Origin of the sequence: Arthrobacter sp. JZ12 (assembly GCF_035189165.1) — a bacterium.
In the GTDB taxonomy this organism is placed as follows: Bacteria; Actinomycetota; Actinomycetes; order Actinomycetales; family Micrococcaceae; genus Arthrobacter_D.
This window is the reverse complement of the sequence record NZ_CP045246.1, coordinates 81,403-106,905: the sequence shown is the minus strand read 5'-3', so window position 1 is coordinate 106,905 and position 25,503 is coordinate 81,403. Positions and strand designations below refer to the sequence as shown.

The following is a 25,503-nucleotide window of genomic DNA, read 5'->3' as shown; positions in this document are numbered from 1 at the left end:
CGCCTGCTAGAGTTCGCCGAAGCCTGCACCAACCTCCCGGCCGATGTATTCGATGGCCTCCTGCGCCTGCGGCCCGGTGGCTTCTGCGCGTAGTTCAGCACCCTGGCCGAGCGCGAGGCTCATCAGGAGCATCACCGACTTTCCGTCGACGCCGTTGACACTGACTTCGGCGTCGAGGTCCGCGAGCGCGCGGGCGATGACGGCGGCCGGACGGGCGTGCAGACCCATCTTGTTCGGGAGCTTCCAGGAACCTGTCACCGGCGGCAGATCCTCCTCGACCGGTGTGTGCACTGCGCCGGGCACTGCCGCCCCATGGGACACGAAAGGCTCGAGGGCTTCCGGGTCGATGGAGACGACGGCGCTCTCCGCGGCGGAGGCCACGTCGTCGACCGTGCCGCCGCCGGCCGCCTGCACCGCGGCAGCGACCGCGCCCTCCACCAGGGCGGCCCGCGGCAGCCTGATCCGGGAGCGCAATTCGGGGGCGAGGAACTCGAGGGTCATCTCTGCCGTCATCACGGCCGAGCCGAGATCGGTCAGAACCACGACGCCGTCGCCCTGGTCTGCTTCCTCAAGGCCGGCCTGCACCTTCTCAAGGCTGGTGCCAATCCTCGGCGGGGAGTCGGTGGTTCCCCCGGCAGGGACGATGCGGATGTCCGGCGCCATCTGCTCCGCCAGCTCCACCACTCCCTCGGCGATCTTGCTGCTATGCGAGACGATGACGAGCCCTACTGTCACTGCTCTCGTCCCGCCGTCGTTGCTGCCGCCCGCAGGATGAGGGCTGTGGATTCGGCTCCCGGATCCCGGTGTCCGACGCTGCGCTCTCCGAGGTAGCTTGCCCTGCCCTTGCGCGCCACGAGCGGTTCCGTAGCCGCCGCACCGGCCTGCGCAGCGTTGGCCGCGGCCTCAAGCACCTCACGGGCGGATGCCCCGGCAGCCTGTGCTGTTTCGGCAGCCTCCACCGCCGGAGTCCAGGCGTCGATCATGGTCTTGTCTCCCTGTTCGGCTTTGCCCCGTGCCACCACCCCATCCCGCGCAGCACGGAGCAGTTCGACGACGGCGGCGGGATCAACCTCGGCAGCGTCGCCCAGCGCCGTGGCGGCACGAAGGAAGGCAGTTCCGTACAGCGGGCCGGCAGCGCCGCCCACTGTGGACATCAGGGTCATGGCCGTCAGCTTGAGGGCGGCAGCAGGGTTCTCCTGGGTGCCGCCGTCGAGCTTTGAAACCACCGCCGTGAAACCGCGGTGCATATTTTCGCCGTGGTCAGCGTCCCCGATCGCGCGGTCGAGCTCGATCAAGGCCGATCGGTGTTCGGTGAGGACAAGCGAGCATTCGCGGAGCCACGCCTGAACCCACTGCACAGTCAAGGCCATCTACACTCCCCACCGAAGGGCCGGCGTCCATACCGGCGAGTCCCATAGGCCAACCATGTCATCATCGAGCCGCAGTACCGAAATTGACGCACCTTCCATCTCCAGCGCGGTGATGTAGTTGCCCACCAGGGATCGTTCAACGGCGATACCCCGCTCGGCAAGCACTTGGCGTGCCCGGCGATAGACGATGTACAGCTCGCTTGCGGGGGTGCCACCCATGCCATTCACGAAGAGGAGCACCCGGTCGCCGTCGCTGGCAGACAGATCGGCGAGGATCGGCTCGAGAAGGCGGTCGGTGATGCCGTCGGCGTTCTCCATGGCAATCCGGTGGCGACCCGGTTCGCCGTGGATTCCGATTCCGATCTCAATTTCTTCCTCGGTCAACTCGAAGCTGGGTACGCCGGCATGGGGTACGGTGCATGCGGACAGCGCCACCCCCATGGAACGCACGTTGTCATTGACCCGCTGGGCGATCTCGGCCACCGCGTCGAGGGAATCACCGCGTTCAGCGGCTGCGCCGGCGATCCGTTCCACCAGCACCGTCCCGCCCACTCCACGGCGTCCCGCAGTGTACAGGGAGTCCTCCACCGCGACGTCATCGTTGACGATGACCGACCGGACGTCGATGCCCTCCGCCTGTGCCATTTCTGCAGCCGTCTCGAAGTTCAGAACGTCGCCGGTGTAGTTCTTGACGATATGGAGCACCCCTGCTCCACCGTCGACCGCCAGGGTGGCAGGAATGATCTGGTCCGGCGTGGGAGATGTGAAGACAGCTCCGGGAACCGCGGCGTCGAGCATTCCCCTACCGACGAAGCCGGCATGAAGTGGCTCATGCCCGCTCCCACCCCCTGAGACCAGGCCAACCTTGCCCTGGACCGGCGCGTCTTTGCGCGTGATGAACAGCGGGTCGGAATGAACTTCGACGAGGTCTGCATGAGCCGCCCCAAACCCCTCAACGGATTCGGACACTACAGACTGCGGATCGTTGATTAGCTTCTTCATGCGATGCTCCTGACGGTGATCGACGGATGAAACCGGTTCTGCATTGTTACGACCAGCTGAAGCAAACACGACGGCGGGCCGCAAGGCTATCTGAACAGTACTAGCTGGCCGCAACCGTTGCCCAGAGACAAACGTGGGAAGGACGCCGTCCGGCATCCTTCCCACGTACAGGGCGGGCAGCCTGCCCGCAAATCTCGACTAACGGCGGTCGTCGCCCTTGAAGATGTCCTTCACGTTCTCACCGGCGTCCTTCAGGTTGGCCTTGGCCTGGTCCTTCTGGCCCTCTGATTCCATGCGCTCGTTGCCGGTTACCTTGCCAAGACCTTCCTTGATCTTGCCGCCGAACTTGTCAGCCTTGTTCTCTGCCTTCTCGTCTGCACCCATGGCGTTCCGCCTTTCGTCGACGTTCCGTCCCCCGGATCGGAGGGACTCACCCGGTATACCAATACCAAGCACGCTTAGTTTATCGATGTGCGCCCCGCCTGGCTAGAAGCTCCAGCCGGCACCTGTGACTGCTGCTCACAGGTCCCGGATCATCCTGGTGTTGCCCAGGGTGTTCGGCTTTACCCGGGCGAGGTCCAGAAATTCAGCAACGCCCTCGTCGTGGGAGCGGAGCAGTTCCGAATACACCACCGGGTCCACGGCCGACTGGTCCTCCATCACCCGGAACCCGTGACGCCGGAAGAATGCTTCCTCGAAGGTGAGGCAGAACACCCGCCCAACTCCGAGCAGGAGGGCTTCCTCCAAAAGCGCCTCCACGAGCGCGCTGCCCACTCCCCTGCCCCTGGCCTCCTCGGCCGTTGCTAGCGTGCGGATTTCAGCCAAGTCCTCCCACATGACGTGCAGCGCCCCGCAACCCAGCATGGCGCCGTCGTCGCCCTCTGCGATCTTGAATTCCTGCAGGCCCTCGTAGTAGGCGACGGTTTCCTTCGCGATAAGGATGCGCTGCTCCGCAAGGGGAGCCACGAGCTGCTTGATGAGGGGAACATCCGCCGTGGTGGCCCGGCGGATCCGAAACGATTGCGTCATCGGTTCAGTCTAGGGAATTCGGAGCCCGACGGAATTTGGGCCGGACGCCTTGCACCACGGCGCCGAGCGATCCCCGGATCAGGTACCAGGTCAGGCATTAAACGGAACATCCCGCACGGACTGATCCGTACGGGATGTTCCAGGCCTATGCCACCTACCGAAGTCAGGTTATTCGGGAACCGTTGCCTCGATAGCGGCCGCGGCGTCCTCGATAGCCTTGGGCGCTCCGTGTCCCACGAAGGTGAAGCGAGCGTCGTCGCCCTCGCCCTCGACGTCCACCGAGACGGTCTCCCCGGCCTTGAGGTCGCCGAACAGGATCTTCTCGGACAGCTGGTCCTCGATCTCACGCTGGATGGTCCGGCGGAGCGGGCGAGCACCCATTGCGGGATCGTAGCCCCGAGTTGCCAGAAGCACCTTGGCGGCGGGGGTGAGCTCGATGCTCATCCCCTTGTCGGCCATGCGCTTGCTGAGCCGGTCGAGGAACAGATCCACGATCTGCACGATCTCGTCCTGCGTGAGCTGCGGGAACACCACGGTGTCATCAACACGGTTGAGGAATTCAGGACGGAAGTGCTGCTTGAGCTCTTCGGTGACCTTTGCCTTGATCCTGGTGTAGCTGGTGGTGGTGTCGGTGCCCGACTGGAAGCCGGTCATGACGCCCTTCGAGATATCCCGGGTACCGAGGTTGGTGGTCATGATGATCACGGTGTTCTTGAAGTCCACCACGCGGCCCTGGCTGTCGGTCAGGCGACCGTCTTCCAGGATCTGCAGGAGGGAGTTGAAGAGGTCAGCGTGTGCCTTCTCCACCTCGTCGAACAGCACCACCGAGAACGGACGACGGCGGACCTTCTCGGTCAGCTGGCCGCCTTCCTCGTATCCCACGTATCCGGGAGGTGCACCGAACAGGCGTGACACCGTGTGCTTCTCCGAGTACTCAGACATGTCGAGCGTAATCAGCGAGTCCTCGTCACCGAACAGGAACTCCGCCAGTGCCTTGGCCAGCTCGGTCTTTCCGACACCGGTGGGGCCGGCGAAGATGAACGAACCACCGGGGCGCTTGGGATCCTTCAGGCCTGCACGGGTGCGGCGGATCGCCTGCGAGATTGCCTTGATCGCGTCGTCCTGGCCGATGACCCGCTTGTGGAGTTCCTCTTCCATCTTGAGCAGCCTGGAAGACTCTTCCTCGGTCAGCTTGAAGACCGGGATACCGGTGGAGTTGGCCAGAACCTCGGCGATGAGTTCCTCATCCACCTCGGCGATGTCGTCAAGGCCACCGGACTTCCAGCGGCGCTCCTTGTCCAGGCGCTCATCATGCAGCTTCTGCTCGCGATCGCGAAGGCGGGCAGCACCCTCGAAGTCCTGGGCGTCGATAGCGGATTCCTTCTCCCGCTTGACTGCTGCAATGCGCTCGTCGATCTCCTTGAGCTCCGGCGGCGCGGTCATGCGGCGGATGCGCAACCGGGCACCGGCTTCGTCGATGAGGTCGATCGCCTTGTCAGGCAGGAAGCGGTCTGAGATGTACCGCTCGGCCAGGTTGGCAGCCGATGCGAGGGCCGCGTCCGTGATGGACACCCGGTGGTGTGCTTCGTAGCGGTCGCGCAGACCCTTCAGGATTTCAATGGCATGAGCGACCGACGGCTCCTGCACCTGGATGGGCTGGAAACGGCGCTCGAGCGCAGCGTCCTTCTCAATGTGCTTGCGGTATTCATCCAGCGTGGTTGCACCGATGGTCTGGAGTTCGCCGCGGGCAAGCATGGGCTTCAGGATGGAAGCCGCATCGATGGCACCTTCGGCAGCACCGGCACCGACCAGGGTGTGGATCTCGTCGATGAACAGGATGATGTCGCCGCGCGTGCGGATCTCCTTGAGGACCTTCTTGAGCCGTTCCTCGAAGTCGCCGCGGTACCGGGATCCTGCAACAAGCGATCCAAGGTCCAGAGTGTAAAGCTGCTTGTCACGGATGGTCTCGGGGACATCACCGCGAACGATTGCCTGGGCGAGGCCCTCGACGACGGCCGTCTTGCCGACGCCCGGTTCACCGATCAGGACAGGATTGTTCTTGGTGCGGCGCGACAGCACCTGCATGACGCGCTCCATCTCAAGCTCGCGCCCGATGACGGGGTCGAGCTTTCCTTCGCGCGCAGCCTGGGTAAGGTTCCGGCCGAACTGGTCAAGCACCACGGAACCGGCCGGGGTGCCTTCCTGCTGCTGCCCTCCGGACGCTACGGGTTCCTTGCCCTGGTAGCCGGACAGGAGCTGGATGACCTGCTGTCGGACGCGGTTGAGGTCCGCTCCCAGCTTGACGAGCACCTGAGCAGCTACGCCCTCACCCTCCCGGATGAGGCCGAGGAGGATGTGCTCGGTGCCGATGTAGTTGTGGCCGAGCTGCAGCGCCTCGCGCAACGACAGCTCAAGTACCTTCTTGGCGCGCGGCGTGAAGGGAATGTGACCGGATGGAGCCTGCTGCCCCTGTCCGATGATCTCCTGCACCTGCTCACGCACGGCACCGAGCGAAATGCTGAGAGATTCAAGCGCCTTTGCGGCGACACCCTCGCCCTCGTGGATAAGCCCAAGCAGAATGTGCTCGGTGCCGATGTAATTGTGGTTGAGCATGCGGGCCTCTTCCTGGGCCAGCACTACAACTCGACGGGCACGATCCGTAAATCTCTCAAACATGAGACACACTCCTAGCTAACGCGTAATTCGATGCTACGTGCCTGCCGATGGCTTGTGGAGCGTGTTCGCCACAGGCGAGATAGACCGGAGTCCACCCGCCTGCGGCTTGGCGGTCAGCGCTGGGCGGCGCGGTACGCCTCGATGACTTCCGAGTTCACTCGGCCCCGCGAGGATACGTTGTAACCGTTGGCTTTGGCCCACTCACGGATTTGGGCGGCCTCCTGGTTCCGGGGCGGAGCGGCCTGCCTGCCGGGCTTGGGCTGGTTCTCCCGCCGGCCGGCGGAAACGTAAGGCGCCAGCGCATCACGCAAATCCTGGGCGTGGGCGGAGGAAAGATCGATTTCGTACTGGGTTCCGTCGAGGCCGAACTTCACGGTCTCATCAGCTTCGCCGTTGTCGAGATCGTCAATCAAAATGATTTTGACTTTTTGCGCCACAATAATCTCCTCAATCCCCCGTCTCCACTATTTCCACGACAATTATCGTCCCTGGAAAAGCTACGGGTCAAAAGGGCAATGCGTGGCTAATCCGCGGCTTGCTGTTCGTCCCCGTTCACGTTCCGTGGTGGCTGGGAAGGATTCTCGCCGACATTCTCCCGGGTGCTCCGCTCCCGAGATTCTGCTTCACGCTCCGCCCGGTCCGCGTTGAAGATAGCCTTCATCACGAAGTAAAAGATCAAACCGACGGCGACCGACGGCAGAAGGACGGCCAAATACTCCACGGACTAACCCAATTCCGGCTTCAGGAGCGGGAAAAGGATGGTTTCCCGGATTCCGGCTGCGGTGAACAGCATGACGAGGCGGTCGATGCCCAAACCGATTCCTCCCATGGGAGGGGCGCCGTATTCGAGGGCGCGCAGGAAGTCCTCGTCCAGCTGCATCGCCTCCTCGTCCCCCGCTGCAGCCCTGCGTGACTGCTCCGTCAGCCGCTCACGCTGGATGACCGGGTCAATCAGTTCGGAGAACGCGGTGCCACGCTCCATGCCGCCGATGATCAGGTCCCAGGCTTCGATCAGCCGCGGATTCTCACGGTGCGGCCGCGCCAGGGGTTGCGCCGAGGGCGGGTAATCATAAACGAAGGTCGGCTGCAGAAGTGTCGGCTCGACTATTTCGCTGAACAGTTCCAGAACGAGCTTTTCCTCGCTCCACGACCTGTCTACGGAGATCTGCCGCTCATCGGCGATCTCCAGCAGCGTTTCCCTGTCCGTTTCAGGGGTGATTTCCCTGCCGACAGCTTCGGACAGGCCCGGATAAACACCGAGCCACCGCCATTCACCGTCCAGATCGATAGTGCCGGCAGCGGTTTCAATCTGGCGCGATCCAAGCAGATCGGCGCAATTGAGAATGATTTCCTTCATGCGGTCAGCCATCACAAACTGGTCCGCATATGCCTCGTAGCACTCCAGCATGGTGAATTCCGGGCTGTGGGTGGAATCCACGCCCTCATTCCGGAAAATTCGGCCGATTTCATAAACGCGATCGATTCCGCCCACAACTGCCCGCTTCAGGTACAACTCAAGGGCGATGCGAAGGGTCATTTTCTGGTCGAAAGCGTTGACGTGCGTTTCGAACGGGCGCGCGGCTGCCCCACCGTGCACTAACTGCAGGATCGGCGTCTCCACTTCGATGTACTCGTGCGAGTGAAGCGTTTCGCGGATGCTGCGCGTGATCGCAGCACGCTTCCGCACCATCTCCCGTGCTTCATCGCGGACAAGAAGGTCCACGTAGCGCTGACGCACCCGGGTCTCCTCGTTGACGCCTGCGTGCAGCGTCGGCAGGGGCCGCAGCGCCTTGGAGGCCATCTTCCAGCCGCTTGCCATCACTGAGAGCTCGCCCCGGCGGGAACTGATGACTTCTCCGGCCACCTGCACGTGGTCCCCGAGATCCACAGTCGCCTTCCAGTCAGCCAGCGACTCCTCACCGACCGCTGCAAGGCTGAGCATCGCCTGAAGCCGGGTGCCGTCGCCCTCCTGGAGAGTGGCGAAGCAGAGCTTGCCGGTGTTCCGCAGGAAGACCACGCGGCCAACCACGCTCACGTTTTCCCCGGTGGACTCGCCTGCTTCGAGATCGGCGAACCGTGTACGGATCTCGCCGAGGGACGCCGTCCGTTCCGGCTTGACCGGGTAGGGCTCATCCCCGCGTTCGATCAAACGCGCCCGCTTGTCCATGCGGATGCGCATCTGCTCATTGAATTCTTCGGTGGTGAGGCTTTGTTCCGTGGTCACGGTATCTAAGGTTACCGGCTCAGTTATGCAGGCCGGCCTCGAGCGGCTGGTTATCGATCAGCCGCACGCTTCCCACCCTCGCCGCGACGAGAGCCAGCGCCTCGCCCGTGAAGGGAGTCTCACGGCAATTGAACGCGAGCGGCTCAAGCGTGGCGGGATCGACCACCTCGAAGTACTCAAGGTTCACCAGCGGCTGGCTCCGGACAAGCGCGACGGCGGAGTCAACGTCGAGCGGCTCACGCCGTTCCGCCCGCTCCTGAAGAAGCCGCAGGGAGCGGGACAGGACGAGTGCCGCCTCGGCCTCTTCAGGGCTGAGGAAACGGTTCCGGCTGGAGAGCGCGAGTCCCTCAGCCGAGCGCACCGTGGGCACCGCACGTATGTCGACCGCGAAGTTGAGGTCTTGGACCATCCTGCGGATCAGGGCGAGCTGCTGTGCGTCCTTCTGGCCGAAGTACGCCCGGTAGCGCGCGTCGGCCGCCGGCCAGCCAAGGTGCAGGAGTTTCGCTACGACGGTAAGCATCCCGTCGAAATGGCCGGGCCGGAACTCACCCTCGTATTTCTCGCCGAGCCGTCCTGCCGAAAGCCGTACCAGCGGGTCACCGGCGGGGTAAATCTCCTCCCGCGAGGGCGCGAAGACCAGGTCGACGCCGTGTCGGCCCAACAGTTCGACGTCGTCATCCAGCGTCCGCGGGTAACGATCAAGATCGCTTGGGTCGCCGAACTGCAGCGGGTTCACAAAAATTGTGGCAACGACGACGTCGTTCTCTTCCCGGGCAGTGCGGGCCAACGCTGCGTGGCCGGCATGGAGCGCACCCATTGTGGGAACCAGCCCAAGGCTTGTTTCCCCCGGACCGGCTGCTGCCAGCAGATTGACGATCGCAGCACGAAGCTCCGTGGCGGTTGTGACGACGCGCGGACTCACTCGTTCTCCTCCCCGGGCACGGCAAGTGCCTCAATGATGGCCTGGCCCTGCGACGGGCTTAGCAGGCCACGCTGAACGGCGCGCCGGGCGGTGACCGCCGCGAGCCGGATGTAAGCCTCACGGACGTCTTCCGGCGCCGACGAGAGCGCAACGGAGTGCGAAGCCACCGTTCCGGCGTCCCCGCGCGCTACCGGGCCGGTCAGTGCTCCCTCGCCACCGGCGAGGGCATTTTCAAGCGAAGCCCGCATCAGCGGTCCGAGCAGCCGGTCGGGACGCTCGACGCCGATCCCCGAGAGCAACTGCGTGGACTGGGCAGCGAGGGTAACCAGATGATTCGAGGCGTGAGCCAGCGCCGCGTGATAAATCACGCGGTCCTGCTCGTCGATGACCACGGGTTCGGCGCCCATCTCGACGACCAGTGCCTGGGCAACGGGCAGCACGGCCGCCGGCGCCGTCACTCCAAATGTGCAGTCGGGCAGTCGGGTGAGGTCCAGGCTCAGTCCGGTGAAGGTCATGGCCGGATGCAATGCCAACGGAATCGCACCCTGCTTCCGGGCAGGGTCGAGTACCGCGGTACCGAACCGACCGGAGGTGTGAGCCACCAGTTGCCCCGGCTGCCACGCGCCGACGGCGGCGAGTCCGGCGACCAGGTCCGGCAGGGCGTCGTCGGGCACGGCAATCAGCACCAGCTCCGAGCGCTCGACGATCTGTGGGATCTCCAGCACCGGCACACCCGGCAGCAGGTTCTCGGCACGCTCGCGGCTGGCTTCGGAAACAGCGGAAACGCCGACGACGGCGTGTTCAGCCGCGCGCAGGGCTGCACCAAGGACTGCCCCCACCCTGCCGGCGCCGATTACGCCTACCCCGAGCCTTCCGGGCTTGCGGCGGGTGCCGCCGGGGCGGGGCGCCTGTTCAAAGCTCATGGCGTGCCTGTCCTTCCGTGTAGGAGGGCGGGTCCGGCATGACGGCCGTATCTAGCGGACCGCCCGTCTGTTCGTCACGATCATCGGCGGGCACCGGTCGCATCCACTGCTCCGGACCGCTCCGCCGCCGGGCTTCAGCCGCCCGTATGGACTGCTCATCGAAGAGCCGCCATGCCTCGTCCTCCGCTATCTGGTGCACCCGGGGAGAGACAGGCCCCGGGGTGGTGTGGAGAATGAGGTCGGCCACGCGGAACCTTCGGGCGAGGGGGCCCTGATGCAGCGCCAGGGACTGGGTGCGCTCATGCGGAACAACCGAGAGTTCGCGCCACCAGGCGCCGGTCCGGGCCAGCAGCGCCGTTCGCGTCACGGCGAATCCATTCCGCCGCCATGCGAAAGGGGCGATTATCCGCGCCCTTCGGGGCGTGGTGATGAAGCCGGCGTCGGAATCCCGTCCTGCCAGGCCGGCCGTGAACACCTCCACCGGCCGGTCCGTCCCCGGATCGGGCAGTACAAGCGCAATGACCTGGAGTACCTCCTCCAGCGTTCCCACTGGAAGGAGGGTTGCGCGCGCCTGCGCTTCGCCGCTGGGAGAGGCGCCGTACCCGGCAACATTGACCGTCACCTTGTACCAGCCCTTCAACCGCCACAGGGGGCTCTGGATCACGCCCACCGCCTGTACACGGCCGGGAGGCACCGTCTGTGTGCGGGTGTCGAGGAGGCCGTACCGGATCCGGATCCCGTCCGGCGAAATCGCCGCCCGGAAGTTGAAGCCCGTGCTCAACGTGCTCCAGTACCCGCCGGCCACAGCGATGAGAATGGGGACAAACGCGGCGAACAGGGCGCCGGTTTCCAGCACGACGGCGAACACGCCAATGCCGATGAGGGCCAGGACCGCGCCGATTGAGTTGCCTGACAGAACGGCGGCTCCGATCACCCGTGCCGGCGTGAGGGCAAGGACCTCCCGCTCGGGGGCTTCGGGTATCTCCTGCTCCCGACCGGGACCCAGGGATACGCCGGCGGCCCGGGCGAGGATGGTCGCGCGCAGCTTTTGCGCGTCGTCAAGCTTGAGGAAAGCGAGGCGCACGGCTGATTCGCCGGCGTCGGCGACGTCGAACTTCAGCTCGGCGAGACCGAAGACCCGCGCCAGGAACGGCTGCACCACGTCGATTGCCTGGACCCGGTCGAGGCGCGCCTGCCTGTGCTGCCGGAAGAGGACGCCGGAATTGACGCGTACGTGCTCCTCCGTCACCTGGAAGCGGGTGAACCACCAGGACAGGAAGAAGACCCCGGCTACTACCACCACGACCCCGACCACTATCGCGATCGCCAGCGGCAGGTTGCCTACCGGCCCTTCCCGGAACCGTTCGCCACCGCCGATCAGGAAGCTCTCGAACCAGTCCCGGCCGCCGAAAAAAATGACCGCCAGCAACGCGATCCAGCCGCGTACCAGGGGCGAGATGATGTGGACACGTTTCCACTCGTCCGCAGATCCGGACAGCATTGCCGGATCGGGTTCGGTACCGCTCACAGTCCGGCCAGCTTCGCCTCACCGCGGGCCGAGAGCTGCTCACGCAGGCGTGCTCCCTCACTGGAGGGAAGCCCGGGGATTTCAGCGTTGGTGCCCGGCGACGCAGTGTGCAGCTTCAGTGTGCACAGACCGAGGGCACGCTCGATCGGCCCCACTGCCACGTCGACATACTGCATCCGCCCGTAGGGAACCACCATGGTGCGCTGGAAGAAGATCCCCCGCCGGATCAGCAGGTCCTCATTGCGTTCCGCATAACCGATCGAACGCACCTGCCGCGGAAGCAGTATGCCCCGCCACCCCGCAAACAGGACGACGACGGCGGGCAGCAGCCAGGCGAGCACGACCGGAAACCGCGGCAGCACACCCGTCAGCAGCAGGACGAGCGGGACCGAGGATACGATCAGGAAGACCAGGCTCCCGATCGCCCATCCGGCCAGCCGGACTTTCAGGTACTTCGGCGAGACGCGGGTCCATTCGATTCCCACGGGGTCGATCGGTTCCCTACGCATACTCACCCTCACCGCTTTCACGGGACTGGCCCGCTCCGGCGTCGTCATCCGGCGGCAGCTTGCAGAAGCTTTCCACGATCAGTCCCGTCACAACCATGACTATGCCACCCACGATCAGGGCCAGGGATCCCCAGACCGGCCCCAGATTGCTGCGCACACCGACGAGGGTGAGCTGGTCGGCGAGGATGCCGACATGCCAACCGGTGGTCAGCGCGCCTGCATAGGCGGTGGCTTGAGCGAGTACAACTGTGCGCGCCGCAAGAATCGGGTCCAGCGCCTTCGTGCGCTTTTCGGACCGCCAGCGTCGCACCCGCAGCCCGAAGACGAGCGTGACGGCGATGACCACCGCCATGGTGAGCAGTGAACTGAGCGGGAGCGACGGCGTCGGGTAGCCGTTGCGGGTGGCCCACCAATTCAGCAGCCAGCCCGCCGCACCAAAAAGTACAGCGATCAGGGCCAGCCAGCCGAGCCTGATTGAACCCACGGGCGCTAGACCCCCTCGAACGGTGCGAGCCCGGACAGGTCCTCTGCCTCTGCGGCCAATTCCACCACCGGCCGGCCAGAGAGCGTTGCGGATGCATCCATCCAGGCCCAGGGCTGGAGTACGAAGGCGCGCTCGGCCGCTCGTGGATGCGGGAGCGTGAGCTTCTCGTCATCGGAAACCAGGTCCCCGTAGGTGATGATGTCCACGTCGAGGGTCCGCGGTCCCCACCGGACGGTGCGCACCCGCTGATGCTTGTTCTCGACCGCCTGGCAGTGCTCAAGCAACTCGTACGGGCCGAGGTCCGTCTCGATCTCAATGACCATGTTCAGGTAGTCGGGTTGTTCCGGGCCGCCGACGGGCTTGGTGCGGGCGATGGGCGAGATTCCCCGCAGGCGCACCCGGGGGGAGTTAACGAGGTCAGCGACCGCGAGGGACAGCGTGTCGCGGCTTTCGCCCAGGTTGCTGCCAAGGGCGAGGATGCAGCGCACGGTGCCGGTCACGCACGTTCCCGGAAGATCGAGACGGCGACGTCGCCGAAGGGAACTTCAATAGGTGCCTGCGGTTTGTGCACGGTTACCTCAACAGCGTCCACCGGGAAAGCGGAGAGCACCTGGCCGGCGATGCGTTCAGCCAGCGCTTCGATGAGGCTCAGCGGCTCCCCGGCAATGAGGTCCCGTACCTGCTCGGCGAGCTCTCCGTAGTCTGCGGTCCGGGTGAGGTCATCGGTGGTGCCGGCCGGCCGCAGGTCGAGGTGAAGCACCACATCCACCACGAAAGGCTGGCCGTCCCTTCGCTCGTGCTCAAAGACACCGTGATGCCCGACGGCGGTTATCCCGCTCAGCGAGATCCTGTCACGCGGCGGAGTGAGACTGTTGGTCATCGGGCCGCTACCCGGCCCACGCAGCGGCAACCTTGACCGCGTCCAGGTTGGGGCCGACGTCGTGCACGCGGACGCACCACGCGCCGTGGGCTGCGGCAAGGGTGGATACCGCGAGGCTTGCATCGGCACGCTCCTGCGGCGGCGCAGCCTTACCCGCAGTGGTCAAAAGGGTTCCGAGGAACCTCTTGCGGGAGGCGCCGACGAGCACCCGGTGTCCCAGGTCCGCGAAGCGCCCAAGTGACCGAAGAAGCTCCCAGTTGTGCTCTTCCTTCTTGGCGAAACCGATCCCGGGGTCGATGATGATCTGCTCGGGGGCTACACCGGAGGCAAGGAACTTGTCCCGGACACCGGTGAGTTCAGCGAGGACTTCCTCCACCACGTCGCCATACTCAGCCAGCGAGTCCATGGTCTGCGGATTGCCGCGCTGATGCATGAGGATGTAGTGGACTTTGTGCTGGGCAACGAGGTCCGGCATGGCAGGGTCGAAATCCAGCCCGGAAACATCATTGATGATCGCCGCCCCGGCCTCTATAGCCTTCGCCGCGGTGGTGGCGTGCATCGTGTCAACGCTCACCAGCGCCCCGGCTTTGACCAGGCCCTCAACAACGGGCAGGATGCGCCGCTGTTCCTCCTCCTCGGAGATCACATCCGCGTGCGGACGGGTGGACTCGCCGCCCACGTCGATTATGTCGGCCCCGGCATAGTGCATGCGGAGGCCTTCAGCGATGGCGTCATCAGCTGTGGCGAACCTGCCGCCGTCGCTGAACGAGTCCGGCGTGACGTTCAGGATGCCCATCACCAGCGTGCGGTTCTTGGGCAGGTCCGCGAAGGACTTCCGCGCACGGGCCGGGCGCAGGACGGGAATGGGTGAGGTTGCCGGACCGGTTCCTGGAGCTGCCGCTAGTGAATCCATTAACTGCTTGTCCTATCTTCCGAGTATCAGGCTCATCGCTTCTGCGCGCGTTGCGGCATCGCGCACCTGGCCGCGTACGGCCGAAGTGACCGTCTTGGCTCCGGGCTTGCGGATGCCGCGCATGGACATGCACATGTGCTCACACTCAATGACCACAATCGCACCCTTCGGCTGCAGGTGATCCATGAGCGCGTCGACGATCTGGGTTGTGAGCCGCTCCTGGACCTGGGGCCGGCGCGCGTACACTTCGACCAGCCTCGCCAGTTTGCTCAATCCGGTGATCTTTCCCTCTTCAGAAGGGATGTACCCGATGTGGGCGGTGCCATGGAACGGCACCAGATGGTGCTCGCACGTGGAGTAGAACGGAATGTCCTTTACGAGGACCAGTTCTTCGTGGTCGAGATCGAAGGTGGTAGAGAGAATGTCTCCCGGATCCTGGTGCAGGCCGGCGAAGAACTCCGCGTAGGCCCGGGCCACCCGCTTGGGTGTCTCCTGGAGACCGTTGCGGTCCGGGTCCTCGCCGATTGCGGCGAGGATCTCCCGGACGGCCCGTTCGATTCTGGGCTGATCCACCGGTGAGCCGCTCGCTGCAAGCGCAGCGTCGATCATCTCATCATCAAAATCGGTCACGCCAAGAATCCTATCCCGGCCTGGCCGGCCGTCCCCCACCTGCGTTCCGGACCCCGGCCTGCTCAGGTACTGCCGTTTGCTCCGGTCATTCCAGTAGTTCCGCCCTTGTTGTCGGACTCGGTCTCCGGCTCGGGAAGAGCGTCGCCCTTCACGTCGAAGTCGGCAGGCAGGTTTGCGTCTGCGATCTGGTCCTGCGGTGCAACGCTGTCCGGATCCGGCTCGCCGGATGCTTCGGCCTCGGCGCGCTCCTTCGGAGTGACAACCGGCGGAAGCGAATGAACCGGACGGCTGTCCTTGGAGAGCCAGATGCTGCGGGCATCGCGCTTGCGGATGTCAGCGAATACCTCTTCGATCTCCGCCTGGTTCAGGGTTTCGCGCTCAAGCAGTTCCAGCGCCAGCCGGTCGAGGACATCGCGGTTCTCGGTGAGGATCGCGTACGCCTCGTCATGCGCGTTGTCGATGAGGCGGCGAACCTCTTCGTCGACAATGTAGGCGATGTGATCGGAGTAGTTGCGTTCGTGGCTCATATCGCGTCCAAGGAAAGGCTCGCCGCCACCCTGGCCGAGCTTCACGGCACCGATACGCTCGCTCATGCCGTACTGGGTGACCATTTTCCGCGCCGTGGACGTGGCCTTCTCAATGTCGTTGGACGCGCCCGTGGAGGGATCGTGGAAGACGATTTCTTCCGCGACACGGCCGCCCATGGCGTAGGCAAGCTGATCAAGTAGTTCGTTGCGCGTGACGGAGTACTTGTCGTCTGCCGGCAGCACCATCGTGTAGCCGAGCGCGCGTCCCCTTGGGAGAATTGTGACCTTGGTGACGGGATCGGTGTTGCGCAGGGCTGCCGCCACCAGGGCGTGGCCGCCCTCGTGGTAGGCGGTGATCTTGCGCTCCAGCTCCTTCATGACGCGGCTGCGCTTCTGGGGACCGGCGATTACCCGGTCAATAGCCTCATCGAGTGCACGATCGTCAATGAGCTGCGCGTTGGAGCGCGCGGTCAGCAGCGCCGCCTCGTTCAGCACGTTGGCGAGATCAGCACCGGTGAAACCCGGGGTCTTCTTCGCCACTGACTGCAGGTCTACACCGTGGGCCATGGGCTTGCCCTTGGCGTGCACCTGCAGGATGCGGTGCCGGCCGCCCATGTCCGGAGCTTCCACGCCGATCTGGCGGTCGAAGCGGCCGGGGCGCAGCAGCGCGGGATCGAGCACATCCGGACGGTTGGTTGCCGCGATCAGGATGACGTTGGTGGTTGCGTCGAAACCGTCCATTTCGACGAGCAACTGGTTGAGCGTCTGCTCCCGCTCGTCATTGCCGCCGCCGACGCCGGCACCACGGTGGCGCCCGACGGCGTCGATCTCGTCCACGAAGATGATCGCGGGTGCATTGGACTTGGCCTGCTCGAAGAGGTCGCGGACGCGGGATGCGCCCACGCCGACGAACATCTCGACGAAGTCCGAGCCGGAAATTGAGTAGAACGGAACCCCTGCCTCACCGGCGACCGCACGTGCGAGCAGGGTCTTTCCGGTTCCGGGAGGGCCGTACAGCAGTACACCCTTGGGAATCTTGGCGCCGAGAGCCTGGAACTTGGAGGGTTCCTGCAGGAATTCCTTGATCTCGTGCAGTTCCTCAACGGCTTCGTCGGCTCCGGCGACGTCGTTGAAGGTCACTTGGGGCATGTCCTTGTTGATGAGCTTGGCGCGTGACTTGCCGAACTGCATGACCTTTGACCCGCCGCCCTGCATGCGACTGAGCAGGAACCAGAAGATGGCGCCTAGGATCAGGATCGGGAGGATGAGCCCGAGGATGCTGGTGAACCAGTTGTTCTCGATTGGCTGGTCGGTGAAGCCCTCTACGTTGGACGTATTGACGGCGTCGACCACGTCTTCCGCGCGCGCGGCGCTGAAGAAGAAGGAAACGCTGCGGCCGAGGTCCTCATAGTCCTCGCGCAGGGTGAGGTCCACGCGCTGCTCGCCGTCGTAGATCTTGGCCTGCTCCACCTGGTTGTCGGCGAGGAGGTCAAGACCCACGTTGGTGTCCACACGGGCACCGCTGCTGTTGAAGACGGAGGGAAGGATCACCAGCAGTGCGGCCACGGCCAGCAAGATCCAGAAAATGGGTCCCTTGAAAAAGTTCTTGAATTTCATTCAACTCAGGGCCGGGTGCCCTGTCCCTCCTGCTTTATCAGCCAATTAGCGGCGGCTTGCCCAGTTGCGGTGCGACCAAGCGGAACACCAGCATGACATCGTCTGCACAATCCACGCACACGCGTGGCGGAAAGTTCCCTCTGGGCGTACAGGAGGGCGGAAGCTACTCGTAGATGTGGGGAGCGAGGGTTCCGATGAAGTCCAGGTTGCGGTACTTCTCAGCGAAGTCCAGGCCATAGCCCACCACGAACTCGTTGGGGATGTCGTAGCCCACGTACTTGACGTCGATGGCAACCTTGGCAGCATCGGGCTTGCGCAGGAGGGTGCAGATCTCCACGGAAGCCGGTCCACGGGAAAGCAGGTTGGCCTTGAGCCAGGACAGCGTGAGGCCCGAGTCGATGATGTCCTCGACGATCAGCACGTGCTTGCCCATCAGGTCCGTCTCGAGGTCCTTGAGGATGCGGACGACGCCGGAAGACTGGGTCCCGGAACCGTAGGAGGACACTGCCATCCAGTCCATGGTCACGTGCGAGTGCATTGCGCGCGCCAGATCCGCCATGACCATTACGGCACCCTTGAGCACGCCGACAATCAGCACGTCACGGTCTGCGTAGTCACGATCGATGTCGGCGGCCAGTTCCTGAACCCGCTGCTGGATCTGTTCCTTGGTGTAAAGAACGTGCTTGAGGTCAGCCTGGACGTCGTTTGAATCCACCTATTACTCCCGGATTGAGGTGTTTGCCGCGATCACTTCGATGCGGACTTTCGTGGGTTTTTCCTAAGCACAAGATTGCCATAGCTTGGGTCGCCGTGTGGAACGCGCGCACCCCGGACTTGGCGGTACACACTGACGTTGCCGCCCACCTGCACCGGACCGGCCGAACCCGTGCGGCGCAGCAGGTTCTCGGCTGCAAGGAGCCGCTCGAAACTCGGCTGTGCTCCGCCGAGTTCAACGACGGCGAGGGCGAGCACCCGCTGCCGGAGTGCGGGCGGCAGGGCACGCAGCCCATCCTCGGACAGGAGGAGGGCGCCGTCGTCGGCTGCTGCACCTTCAGCAGTGCTGCGCAGCCGCTCATATTCGGCGGCCGCAAGCTCGTCCAGGTAGGCGGCGTCCTGCGCCAGGATGCGGGAAGTGCGGTACAGAGCTTCGGCGATGCCGGGACCCAGTGTGTCCTCGAGGTATGGCAGCACCTGCGCACGAACCCGCGAGCGGGTCAACGCGGGGTCAGCGTTGGTGGGATCGTGCCATGGGTCCAGGCCGCTGAAGCGGCAGATTTCCTCAGTCTCCGTCCGGCGCAGCGGGAGGAAAGGTCGTAGGTAGATGCCCCGCCGGGCGGGCATGCCGCTGAGGGAACGCGTCCCCGATCCGCGGCTCAAACCAAGCAGCACCTGCTCGGCCTGGTCGTCCAGCGTGTGGCCCAGCAGTACCGCGGCGGCACCGGTTTCCGCCGCGGCAGCATCGAGCGCCCCATAGCGGGCGGAGCGCGCCGCAGCTTCCGGCCCCGTACGCGTCGACGGGACTTCCACTGTGCGCACGTCCACCGGATCCAATCCCAGCGAAACCAGCTGGCGGCGGGCGGCTTCGGCCACCTCGGCGCTGCCTGCCTGCAGACCGTGATCGACGACGACGGCACCCGCCCGGAATTCGCCGCTCACGTTGAAGTGCGCGGCGGTGGCCGCGAGCGCGAGCGAATCGGCACCCCCGCTGCAGGCGACCAGCACCAATGACCCGGACGCAACCTGCGCCTCTTCCAGGGCCGAACGAACGAGATTGCGGGCAGTACCAACGGTTGGGTGGAGCCGGGGTTTGCGGGTCACAGCCCCATCCGGGTAATCCACTGCTGCGGTGCGTGGATTTCCTTCTCGGTAGGCAGGTTTTCAGCCCGCTCCCACACCCGGTTGAAGCCTTCCATGCCCACCGAATCGACGACGGCGCGGACAAACTTCGAGCCGTCGCTGTACTGGCGCATCTTGGCATCAAGGCCCAGCAGCCTGCGGATGAATTTCTCAACCGGCCCGCGGGTCTTGCCGCGCGCGTTGAACCGGCGGCGGATGGTCTTCACGGTGGGCACGATGCTCGCATCGACCGCGTCCATCACCACGTTGGCGTGCCCCTCGAGAAGGCTCATGACGGCGGTGAGGTGGGACAACCGCTCCTTGTCCTCCGGAGACTGCAGCAGCGAGAGGATGCCTCCGTCGCCGGCCGGCACGCCGTCGTCGTCACTGGTAGCGGCAGAACCGCTCTGGCCGCCCGGCTGCGCATTGCCCTTGGGAAGCGATTTCAGGGCGTTGGTGAGGCGCTCTGCCAGGCTTTCCGCCTTGTCAGCCAGGCCGACGGTCAGCTCGGAGATGTGCTCGAGCATGTGGTCCTTCAACCACGGTGCCGCGGCGAACTGAACCCGGTGCGTCTGCTCATGCAGGCAAACCCACAACCGGAAGTCTGTCGGCTCGACGTTCAGTTCCTGCTCCACTGAGACGATGTTGGGCGCCACGAGCATGAGCCGCCCTCCCGAGGCCCGGGCGTTGGGGACGAACGGGTCGTACTGGCCGAGGACCTTGCTGGAGAGGAAGGCCAGGATGGCGCCCATCTGCGCCCCGGTAACGCCTCCTCCCAGTGCCGCGTTCGCTGCCTTCAGCTGCTCGGCGCGGGTTTCCATGAGGTGCCCGATGGCCGGCGCCATGAGCTTCCTGAAGCTCTGGGTGTTGGCCTTCGACCAGGACGCCCGGTCCACGATGATCAGGTCGGAGTCCCGCAGGTCCCGCGCCGCTTCAAGTCCCGTGATGCGGTGGACATGCTCAACGGAACGGTCTGCGAGTTCCCGGAGATTCTCCACGATGGCTGAAACCTCCCGCGCGCTCATCCTGGGGCCGGGAGGCGCCAGTTTCGCTGCGGTGCTGGCGGCAAGGTCCCAGTTGACGAGCTGAGGAGGGGTGTTGCTGTCCATGGTGGCCATTCGACCACATTAGTCTGGGAAGGCCCCGTGGGTCAGCGGCAGCCGCACCCCGCCAGGACGGCGGCGGCGGCGTCGACCGCGTTGCGCGCCGGTTCGGTTGTGCCGTCGAGCCCACTGGCAATGAACGAGAACACCAGCAACCGCCCGTCGGCCGTTACAACGTGCCCGCTCAGCGCGGTTACGGCATTCAGGGTTCCGGTCTTGGCGCGAACCAGTCCCGCACCGGCAAAGGCGGGCGCATCGGCGTCGTCGTAGCGCTCAGCCAGCGTTCCCGACAGGCTGGCCACCGGAAGCCCGTGCAGCAGGTGGCGCAGGGCCCGGTTGTCAGTGCGCAGCACTGTCCGCATCACATCCGCCAGTTGGCGCGGGCTCACGCGGTTGCGCGGCGAGAGGCCGGCTGCGTCACCAAGGACCATGCCCTCGGTAGAAACCTCGAGCGACGCGATCACCTCGGCGATCGTCTCCAGCCCGCCCCCGAACGACGCCGGTCTGCCGCTTTCCGCGGCGGCCACCCGGGCCAGCACCTCGGCGAGGTAATTGTCCGAGGTCAGGAGCATGTGCTCGACCTGCTCCTCCACGGTCGCCGATTCCACAGAGGCCACAACCGCCGATCCGTCCGGCACGGCCTGCCGCTCAATACCCTCCGCCACCTCGACGCCCTTCGCGATCAACGCCTCCCGGAAAACCGCTGCGGCAGCCAATCCGGCATCCTGTGCCCGGGCGCCCGACTGCTTCGACTCGTCCAGCCAGGCGGAATTGATGGCGAGCGGATAAATCGGTGCGATCTCCCCCGCCTGCACGTCCCCGAGCTGCCAGCTGGCGTTGAGCACCGGTCCGGCAAAGAGCGTGTCGTCAAGGACAACACGGTAGGCACCCTCGTCGTCGAGCGCCGCCGCAGTCTGTTCAGCCAAAGTTGCCACGCCCGCACGGCCGATCACGGCGTCGGGATTGGACTCACCCGATCCCAACAAGACGTCACCTCCGCCCCGGAGCACCAGCACGTTGTCAGCAGCGGTGCCTCCCGTATGCACCGTAGTCTCGAGCCGCTTCTCCGGGTCAACCTTCGCCAGAACCGCCGCTGCAGTCAGGAGCTTGATGTTCGACGCCGGCAGCTGTACTTCACTGCCTCCCTGGTCAAAGAGCGCCTCTCCCGTGAGCACGTCCAGCACGACCGCCGACACGGGCGTGCCTCCGGGGACCTCCAGGGCACTGGTCAGCAGCGGGGCCAGTTCACCGGCGGCGGGCAGCGGTGCCTCCGGATGCAGCTGTGCGACGAGGGTCGGCACCGATACCTCGTCCGGCCCGCGCAGGATTGCCGGCACTTCCGGCTCGGCTTCCGCCTGGGGTTCCTGGATGAGCTGCGCGATCTGCGGGCCGTAGTGCAGCCCGAGCGGAACAGCCAGCGCAGCGAGTACGACGGCGAGCAGCAGCGCCGTGAACGCTCTGGCACTGCGCGTCATGTGGTCCCCTCGGCTCCCGGAAGCGGCCGCCGGTGTCGTCACGAGTCGGCGTTGCAACCGGCGGCCTATATCTTTAACAGTAGATCGGGGTTCTGGATGAATCAGTCACGTCCTGTTTCAGTTCTATGGCTCAGTTCACCGCCCGTCCACGTTCCTACCCGCTGACAGCAGGAGTTCCACATGAAGCTCGACGTCACCATCGAGATCCCGAAGGGATCACGCGTCAAGTACGAGATCGACCATGAAACCCACCGTCTCCGCCTGGACCGGGTGCTCTTCACCTCGATGCAGTACCCCACGCATTACGGCTACTTCGAGAACACGCTGGGCGAGGACGGCGATCCGCTGGACGCGCTGGTGCTGCTCCAGGACTTCGACCTGATCCCCGGTGTTCTGGTCGAGTCGCGCCCCATCGGCGTCTTCAACATGGTTGACGACGGCGGTGGAGATGCCAAGGTCCTCTGCGTACCGGTCGACCCCCGTTTCGACCACATCAAGGACCTCTCGGATGTCTCGAAGTTCCTGCTGGACGAGATTGAGCACTTCTTCCGCAAGTACAAGGACCTCGAGCCCGGCAAGTGGGTTGAGGCCGCCGACTGGGAAGGCCGTGAGGCAGCCGAGGCCGAAGTTGAGGCATCCCTGAAGCGCTTCGAAGCACTCGGAGAGGCCAGCGAGGAGGACGAGCCTCAGGGCCGTTCCGTTGACACTGAGGCCGAGAACGCCGACGTCCAGCCGCAGGGCCGCTAGTCATTCAATAACTGTCGGGCAGCTCCGGGGGTCGGCTCAGCCGTCAGCCGCAGGAGCTGCCCGAAAGTTTGCGGAGAACGAGGAGGGGGAACCTATGACACAGTCCATCCAGCAAAAGCCGTTGCCGCCGTGGCGAGAGGGAACGTTCAAGAACGGCCGCTCCTTCATTGAGGCCACCAGCGGGCAGCGGGTCGGGAAGTATGCGCTGGATGTGCTCGTAATCCTCGTTCTGTTCGTCATCCTCTTTTTCGTACTTGCGGTAATCACCGCCGCAGCCGGACTGTCCAGGGAAGCCGGAGCCGGCGTTGCCGCCGTCGGAGGTTATGCGCTCAGCGCCCTCGGGTACGGCTTCGTGTCTGGGTTCTCCCGGACGCTGGGTGCCAAGGCCGCGGGGGTGCGCAACCTGCGCTACCGGGATGGGAAGCCCATGGGGCCGCTTCAGAGTTCCTGGCGTACGCTCGCGCTCGCGCTCTTTTGGCCGCTCATCCTGATCGGCGTAGTCGTCAGTCCACTCACCGGCTCGCCCGGAATCAATGCGAACAAGACCCGCTTCCGCAGTTACGTCGTGGCGGACGTACGCGGCCGCTGATTCGGCCGCCCATGGGGAGCGCTGCCCATGGCAGCCCCCTGAGGAGGGCGGGTAGGTTCGGGTGTGAAAACACCAGTCTCAGCTAAGGGCCAACATGTCGGAAACACTCGGCGCAAATGTCGAACAACTCGCCTCCCTTGCCGAGCGCTTCTCACAGTCCGCGGAGACGCTGCGCGGCATCCGCTCCACCCTCACCGTCGGCGTGATCAACAACACCGGATGGCTTGGTCCCGACGCTGACGCGCTGCGCGCATCCTGGGACGGTCACCAGATGGCGATCATGCTTGCGGCCAACACCCTTGACCGTGGGTCACGTGACCTGCTTGAGCAGGCGCGTCAGCAGGAAGCAACAAGCGACGCCGGCTCCGGCGCAATCGGCGGTTCTCCGGGAGGCACTCTCCCGGGTGCACCAGCCGCTTCCACCGAGGATGACTTCAGCATCTGGGAGGCCCTCGGACAGGTAGTCGGGTTCGGACTAGACGTCACCAAGGCTTTCAAGCTCGCGGATCTCCAGAAGTTCCTGGCTAACACCCGGATCCTTGACGTGACCGACCTGCGGAACATCTCGCTCGCTACCGAATTCCTCGAAGAGACGTCCAAGTTCACCAAGTTCTCCCGTTTCGCCGGCCCGCTATTGGCCCCGCTGGGAATCTACGGCGGCATCCACGACATGATCAGTCCCGAGCACGAGGGCTGGCGCGGTGCCGGTGACCGCGTAGCCGGCGGCCTTGGTGTTGTTGCCTCCGGAGGCACCCTCCTGCTTGCCGCCGGACTGCTCGGTCCGGTAGGTGCCGGCGTCGTCATCGGTGCGGGCTTGGTCGCGGGAGCGTGGGCATTGGGCAACTACGTCTACGACAACTGGGACAACATCACGGAGTGGACGTCTAACGCCTGGAACTCCACAACGGAATTCGTGGGTGACGCCTGGGACGGTGCCACGGATGTCGCAGGCGACGTTTGGGAGGGCGCCGGCAACCTTGCCGATAGTGTGACTGAGGGTGTCGGAGATTTTGTTGAGGATCCGATCGGATCAATTGGAGGGCTATTCTCGTGACCGCACAGCCGATCGAATGGACCAAGCGGGACCTTGAAAGTGCGCGGAAGGTCCTCGCGATGTCCTTTGAGGAGAGCGAGGAGCTGCCCACGCTCACGGATGAGGAGATCGTTGCCCTCGACGGCATTGAGCGCGACCAGTTGGTTGCGCTCCCCTTCCTCGAGAAGCACGAGGAGCAGAAGTACCTCGCGGCCACGGTCGCGCTCCGCAGCCTGATGTCCAAGGGAATTGCGTTTCCGGTGGTGGAGAAGGGGTATAACGAGCCCACCCGCCTCAACGCCACCGAACGTGTTACGGGGATCATGACGCTCCGGAGGACGGCGAGCCGCATCATCACCGGCCAGCGGACGTCGCAGGTGGGCAGGCACTGGCTATTCGCCTACGTTCACGATGACATCGTTCTGGAGGAGGAAGTGAACGACGGCGGCATCCACGGCTTTGTGGTCTACCCCGCCTCGCGTCTGGCTGAGCGGCTTGCCATCCTCGCCGATCCTGAGCAGGTGGCTGCCGAAGATAGTGATTCGGTCGAGCTGGCACAAAACGAGTTCGAGGAGAACGGGGCTCCGCTGCTCGGGGACAGCCGCGCGGTCACCGTCTACACCGGTGCCTCCGGTGGCCCGGAAACCTTCACCAACCTGACCGTCTACGCCGCGCCGTCGAGCGTGAAGACGCTCCGGGCAGCCGAAGAGGGTGGGGCGGTCCGCTTCACGATTACCCCGGTCTCGGCGAACTCGCTGCGCTCTGCATTGCAGAGTGTGATCGACGACCCGGCGGAATCAACGCAAATCGGTTGATTCGGAGGGCTGCTCAGTCATACTGAGGGCATGCTGTTCGTGGTCACCATAAACCAGCGAGATTCACGTGAGGTGGGGGATCTCGTGCCTGAACTGCTGCGGGAGTTCCGGTTCCTGGACACGGTGATCCCGTTTCAGCGTTCGGTCGGTGACGAACTGCAGGGTGTCGTGGACAGCGCGCAGCTCGCCGTCGACGTGGCGCTGAAGGCCATCCGATACCGCCGCTGGCATGTGGGCATCGGAGTTGGCGAGGTGCTGCCCCCCATTCCCGACGGGATCACTGACGCTGAAGGGTTCGGCCTCGTGTATTCGCGCCGTGCCGTGAACCGCGCACAGAAGACGGGCGAGCGGATCCCCCTGGCGGTCGAGGGCCCGGACTCGGAGGTAGCCGCGGAGGCAGAGGCAGTACTGCGGCTGCTGGGGCAGATTGTGTACACCCGGACCGAAGCGGAGTGGAACGTGCTTGATCTGATGACGCCCGGCGCCCGCGGGCAGCAAAAGCTGATCGCCCAGGAGTTGAGGATCACCACGCAGGCGGTGAGCAAGGCCGTGATCCGTTCACACTGGGTGGAAGAGTGGGCTACACGCCCCGCCGCGGCCAGGCTGCTCAGTCTGGTCTACGGCCCTGCATCCTTGCCGCCAGCAGCGCTGGCCTACTGAATGGCCGCCGG

The 25,503-nt window shown here is 64.8% G+C and carries 28 protein-coding genes; 5 read left to right on the top strand and 23 right to left on the bottom strand.

From position 1 onward, the window contains the following. Nucleotides 1-6 precede the first annotated feature (6 nt). The 23 genes from dhaM to dacB form a co-directional block, all read right to left on the bottom strand. Nucleotides 7-735, bottom strand: coding sequence for a dihydroxyacetone kinase phosphoryl donor subunit DhaM (gene dhaM / locus GC088_RS00550; protein ID WP_323959980.1), 729 nt, complete (start codon nucleotides 733-735; stop codon nucleotides 7-9). Further along, nucleotides 732-1,370 carry a dihydroxyacetone kinase subunit DhaL gene (gene dhaL / locus GC088_RS00545; protein ID WP_323959979.1) on the bottom strand — a complete coding sequence of 213 codons (639 nt, stop codon included), beginning with the start codon at nucleotides 1,368-1,370 and terminating at the stop codon, nucleotides 732-734. Before dhaL ends, dhaM begins: the two co-directional genes overlap by 4 nt. Beyond that, nucleotides 1,371-2,372, bottom strand: coding sequence for a dihydroxyacetone kinase subunit DhaK (gene dhaK / locus GC088_RS00540; protein WP_323959978.1), 1,002 nt, complete (start codon nucleotides 2,370-2,372; stop codon nucleotides 1,371-1,373). Nucleotides 2,373-2,570: 198 nt separating this feature from the next. Then, nucleotides 2,571-2,756: a CsbD family protein gene (locus tag GC088_RS00535; RefSeq protein WP_323959977.1), complete on the bottom strand. Its 186-nt coding sequence runs from the start codon at nucleotides 2,754-2,756 to the stop codon at nucleotides 2,571-2,573. A 135-nt stretch (nucleotides 2,757-2,891) separates the two neighbouring features. Beyond that, nucleotides 2,892-3,401 (bottom strand): amino-acid N-acetyltransferase, encoded by a 510-nt coding sequence (locus GC088_RS00530; RefSeq protein ID WP_323959976.1) that lies wholly within the window; start codon nucleotides 3,399-3,401, stop codon nucleotides 2,892-2,894. A 168-nt stretch (nucleotides 3,402-3,569) separates the two neighbouring features. Then, entirely contained in the window at nucleotides 3,570-6,077 is a 2,508-nt protein-coding gene (locus tag GC088_RS00525; protein WP_323959975.1) for an ATP-dependent Clp protease ATP-binding subunit, read from the bottom strand. Between the two features lie 113 nt (nucleotides 6,078-6,190). Then, nucleotides 6,191-6,514, bottom strand: coding sequence for a histone-like nucleoid-structuring protein Lsr2 (locus GC088_RS00520; protein ID WP_323959974.1), 324 nt, complete (start codon nucleotides 6,512-6,514; stop codon nucleotides 6,191-6,193). An 86-nt stretch (nucleotides 6,515-6,600) separates the two neighbouring features. Continuing rightward, nucleotides 6,601-6,798: a hypothetical protein gene (locus GC088_RS00515; RefSeq protein ID WP_323959973.1), complete on the bottom strand. Its 198-nt coding sequence runs from the start codon at nucleotides 6,796-6,798 to the stop codon at nucleotides 6,601-6,603. A 3-nt stretch (nucleotides 6,799-6,801) separates the two neighbouring features. Beyond that, complete coding sequence (gene lysS / locus GC088_RS00510; protein ID WP_323962122.1) at nucleotides 6,802-8,256, bottom strand: lysine--tRNA ligase; 1,455 nt, start codon at nucleotides 8,254-8,256, stop codon at nucleotides 6,802-6,804. A 64-nt stretch (nucleotides 8,257-8,320) separates the two neighbouring features. Beyond that, nucleotides 8,321-9,223 (bottom strand): pantoate--beta-alanine ligase, encoded by a 903-nt coding sequence (gene panC / locus GC088_RS00505; RefSeq protein ID WP_323959972.1) that lies wholly within the window; start codon nucleotides 9,221-9,223, stop codon nucleotides 8,321-8,323. Next, nucleotides 9,220-10,146: a Rossmann-like and DUF2520 domain-containing protein gene (locus GC088_RS00500; RefSeq protein WP_323959971.1), complete on the bottom strand. Its 927-nt coding sequence runs from the start codon at nucleotides 10,144-10,146 to the stop codon at nucleotides 9,220-9,222. The genes panC and GC088_RS00500 overlap by 4 nt, the downstream gene beginning before the upstream one ends. After that, nucleotides 10,136-11,647 (bottom strand): PH domain-containing protein, encoded by a 1,512-nt coding sequence (locus GC088_RS00495; protein ID WP_416377548.1) that lies wholly within the window; start codon nucleotides 11,645-11,647, stop codon nucleotides 10,136-10,138. Before GC088_RS00495 ends, GC088_RS00500 begins: the two co-directional genes overlap by 11 nt. 23 nt (nucleotides 11,648-11,670) lie before the next feature. Beyond that, entirely contained in the window at nucleotides 11,671-12,183 is a 513-nt protein-coding gene (locus GC088_RS00490) for a PH domain-containing protein (protein WP_323959969.1), read from the bottom strand. Then, nucleotides 12,176-12,667 (bottom strand): DUF3180 domain-containing protein, encoded by a 492-nt coding sequence (locus GC088_RS00485; protein ID WP_323959968.1) that lies wholly within the window; start codon nucleotides 12,665-12,667, stop codon nucleotides 12,176-12,178. The genes GC088_RS00490 and GC088_RS00485 overlap by 8 nt, the downstream gene beginning before the upstream one ends. 5 nt (nucleotides 12,668-12,672) lie before the next feature. After that, nucleotides 12,673-13,167 carry a 2-amino-4-hydroxy-6-hydroxymethyldihydropteridine diphosphokinase gene (gene folK, locus GC088_RS00480; protein ID WP_323959967.1) on the bottom strand — a complete coding sequence of 165 codons (495 nt, stop codon included), beginning with the start codon at nucleotides 13,165-13,167 and terminating at the stop codon, nucleotides 12,673-12,675. Beyond that, complete coding sequence (gene folB / locus GC088_RS00475) at nucleotides 13,164-13,547, bottom strand: dihydroneopterin aldolase (protein ID WP_323959966.1); 384 nt, start codon at nucleotides 13,545-13,547, stop codon at nucleotides 13,164-13,166. The genes folK and folB overlap by 4 nt, the downstream gene beginning before the upstream one ends. A gap of 7 nt (nucleotides 13,548-13,554) precedes the next feature. Further along, nucleotides 13,555-14,460, bottom strand: a complete 906-nt coding sequence (gene folP, locus GC088_RS00470; RefSeq protein WP_323959965.1) for a dihydropteroate synthase — start codon at nucleotides 14,458-14,460, stop codon at nucleotides 13,555-13,557. A 12-nt stretch (nucleotides 14,461-14,472) separates the two neighbouring features. After that, nucleotides 14,473-15,090 (bottom strand): GTP cyclohydrolase I FolE, encoded by a 618-nt coding sequence (gene folE / locus GC088_RS00465; RefSeq protein ID WP_323959964.1) that lies wholly within the window; start codon nucleotides 15,088-15,090, stop codon nucleotides 14,473-14,475. Between the two features lie 62 nt (nucleotides 15,091-15,152). Next, nucleotides 15,153-17,234 (bottom strand): ATP-dependent zinc metalloprotease FtsH, encoded by a 2,082-nt coding sequence (gene ftsH, locus GC088_RS00460; protein ID WP_323959963.1) that lies wholly within the window; start codon nucleotides 17,232-17,234, stop codon nucleotides 15,153-15,155. 163 nt (nucleotides 17,235-17,397) lie between these two features. Next, nucleotides 17,398-17,949 carry a hypoxanthine phosphoribosyltransferase gene (gene hpt / locus GC088_RS00455; RefSeq protein ID WP_323959962.1) on the bottom strand — a complete coding sequence of 184 codons (552 nt, stop codon included), beginning with the start codon at nucleotides 17,947-17,949 and terminating at the stop codon, nucleotides 17,398-17,400. A 32-nt stretch (nucleotides 17,950-17,981) separates the two neighbouring features. Further along, nucleotides 17,982-19,052, bottom strand: coding sequence for a tRNA lysidine(34) synthetase TilS (gene tilS, locus GC088_RS00450; RefSeq protein WP_323959961.1), 1,071 nt, complete (start codon nucleotides 19,050-19,052; stop codon nucleotides 17,982-17,984). Next, nucleotides 19,049-20,179, bottom strand: a complete 1,131-nt coding sequence (locus tag GC088_RS00445) for an Rv3626c family coenzyme F420 biosynthesis-associated protein (protein WP_323959960.1) — start codon at nucleotides 20,177-20,179, stop codon at nucleotides 19,049-19,051. Before GC088_RS00445 ends, tilS begins: the two co-directional genes overlap by 4 nt. Before the next feature lie 41 nt (nucleotides 20,180-20,220). Then, nucleotides 20,221-21,648, bottom strand: coding sequence for a D-alanyl-D-alanine carboxypeptidase/D-alanyl-D-alanine endopeptidase (gene dacB / locus GC088_RS00440; protein ID WP_323959959.1), 1,428 nt, complete (start codon nucleotides 21,646-21,648; stop codon nucleotides 20,221-20,223). Nucleotides 21,649-21,828: 180 nt separating this feature from the next. Between dacB and GC088_RS00435 the strand changes: the two genes are divergently transcribed. The 5 genes from GC088_RS00435 to GC088_RS00415 all read left to right on the top strand — a co-directional run bounded on the left by GC088_RS00435 (nucleotide 21,829) and on the right by GC088_RS00415 (nucleotide 25,492). Continuing rightward, on the top strand, nucleotides 21,829-22,395 hold the full coding sequence (locus tag GC088_RS00435) for an inorganic diphosphatase (protein WP_323959958.1): 567 nt from the start codon (nucleotides 21,829-21,831) through the stop codon (nucleotides 22,393-22,395). A gap of 94 nt (nucleotides 22,396-22,489) precedes the next feature. Next, nucleotides 22,490-22,984 (top strand): RDD family protein, encoded by a 495-nt coding sequence (locus GC088_RS00430; RefSeq protein ID WP_323959957.1) that lies wholly within the window; start codon nucleotides 22,490-22,492, stop codon nucleotides 22,982-22,984. A gap of 94 nt (nucleotides 22,985-23,078) precedes the next feature. Next, nucleotides 23,079-24,038: a WXG100 family type VII secretion target gene (locus tag GC088_RS00425; RefSeq protein WP_323959956.1), complete on the top strand. Its 960-nt coding sequence runs from the start codon at nucleotides 23,079-23,081 to the stop codon at nucleotides 24,036-24,038. Then, a complete protein-coding gene (locus GC088_RS00420) occupies nucleotides 24,035-24,832 on the top strand; it encodes a hypothetical protein (RefSeq protein ID WP_323959955.1) in 798 nt (265 codons plus the stop codon). The genes GC088_RS00425 and GC088_RS00420 overlap by 4 nt, the downstream gene beginning before the upstream one ends. A 33-nt stretch (nucleotides 24,833-24,865) precedes the next feature. Beyond that, nucleotides 24,866-25,492 (top strand): hypothetical protein, encoded by a 627-nt coding sequence (locus tag GC088_RS00415; protein ID WP_323962120.1) that lies wholly within the window; start codon nucleotides 24,866-24,868, stop codon nucleotides 25,490-25,492. Nucleotides 25,493-25,503 lie beyond the last annotated feature (11 nt).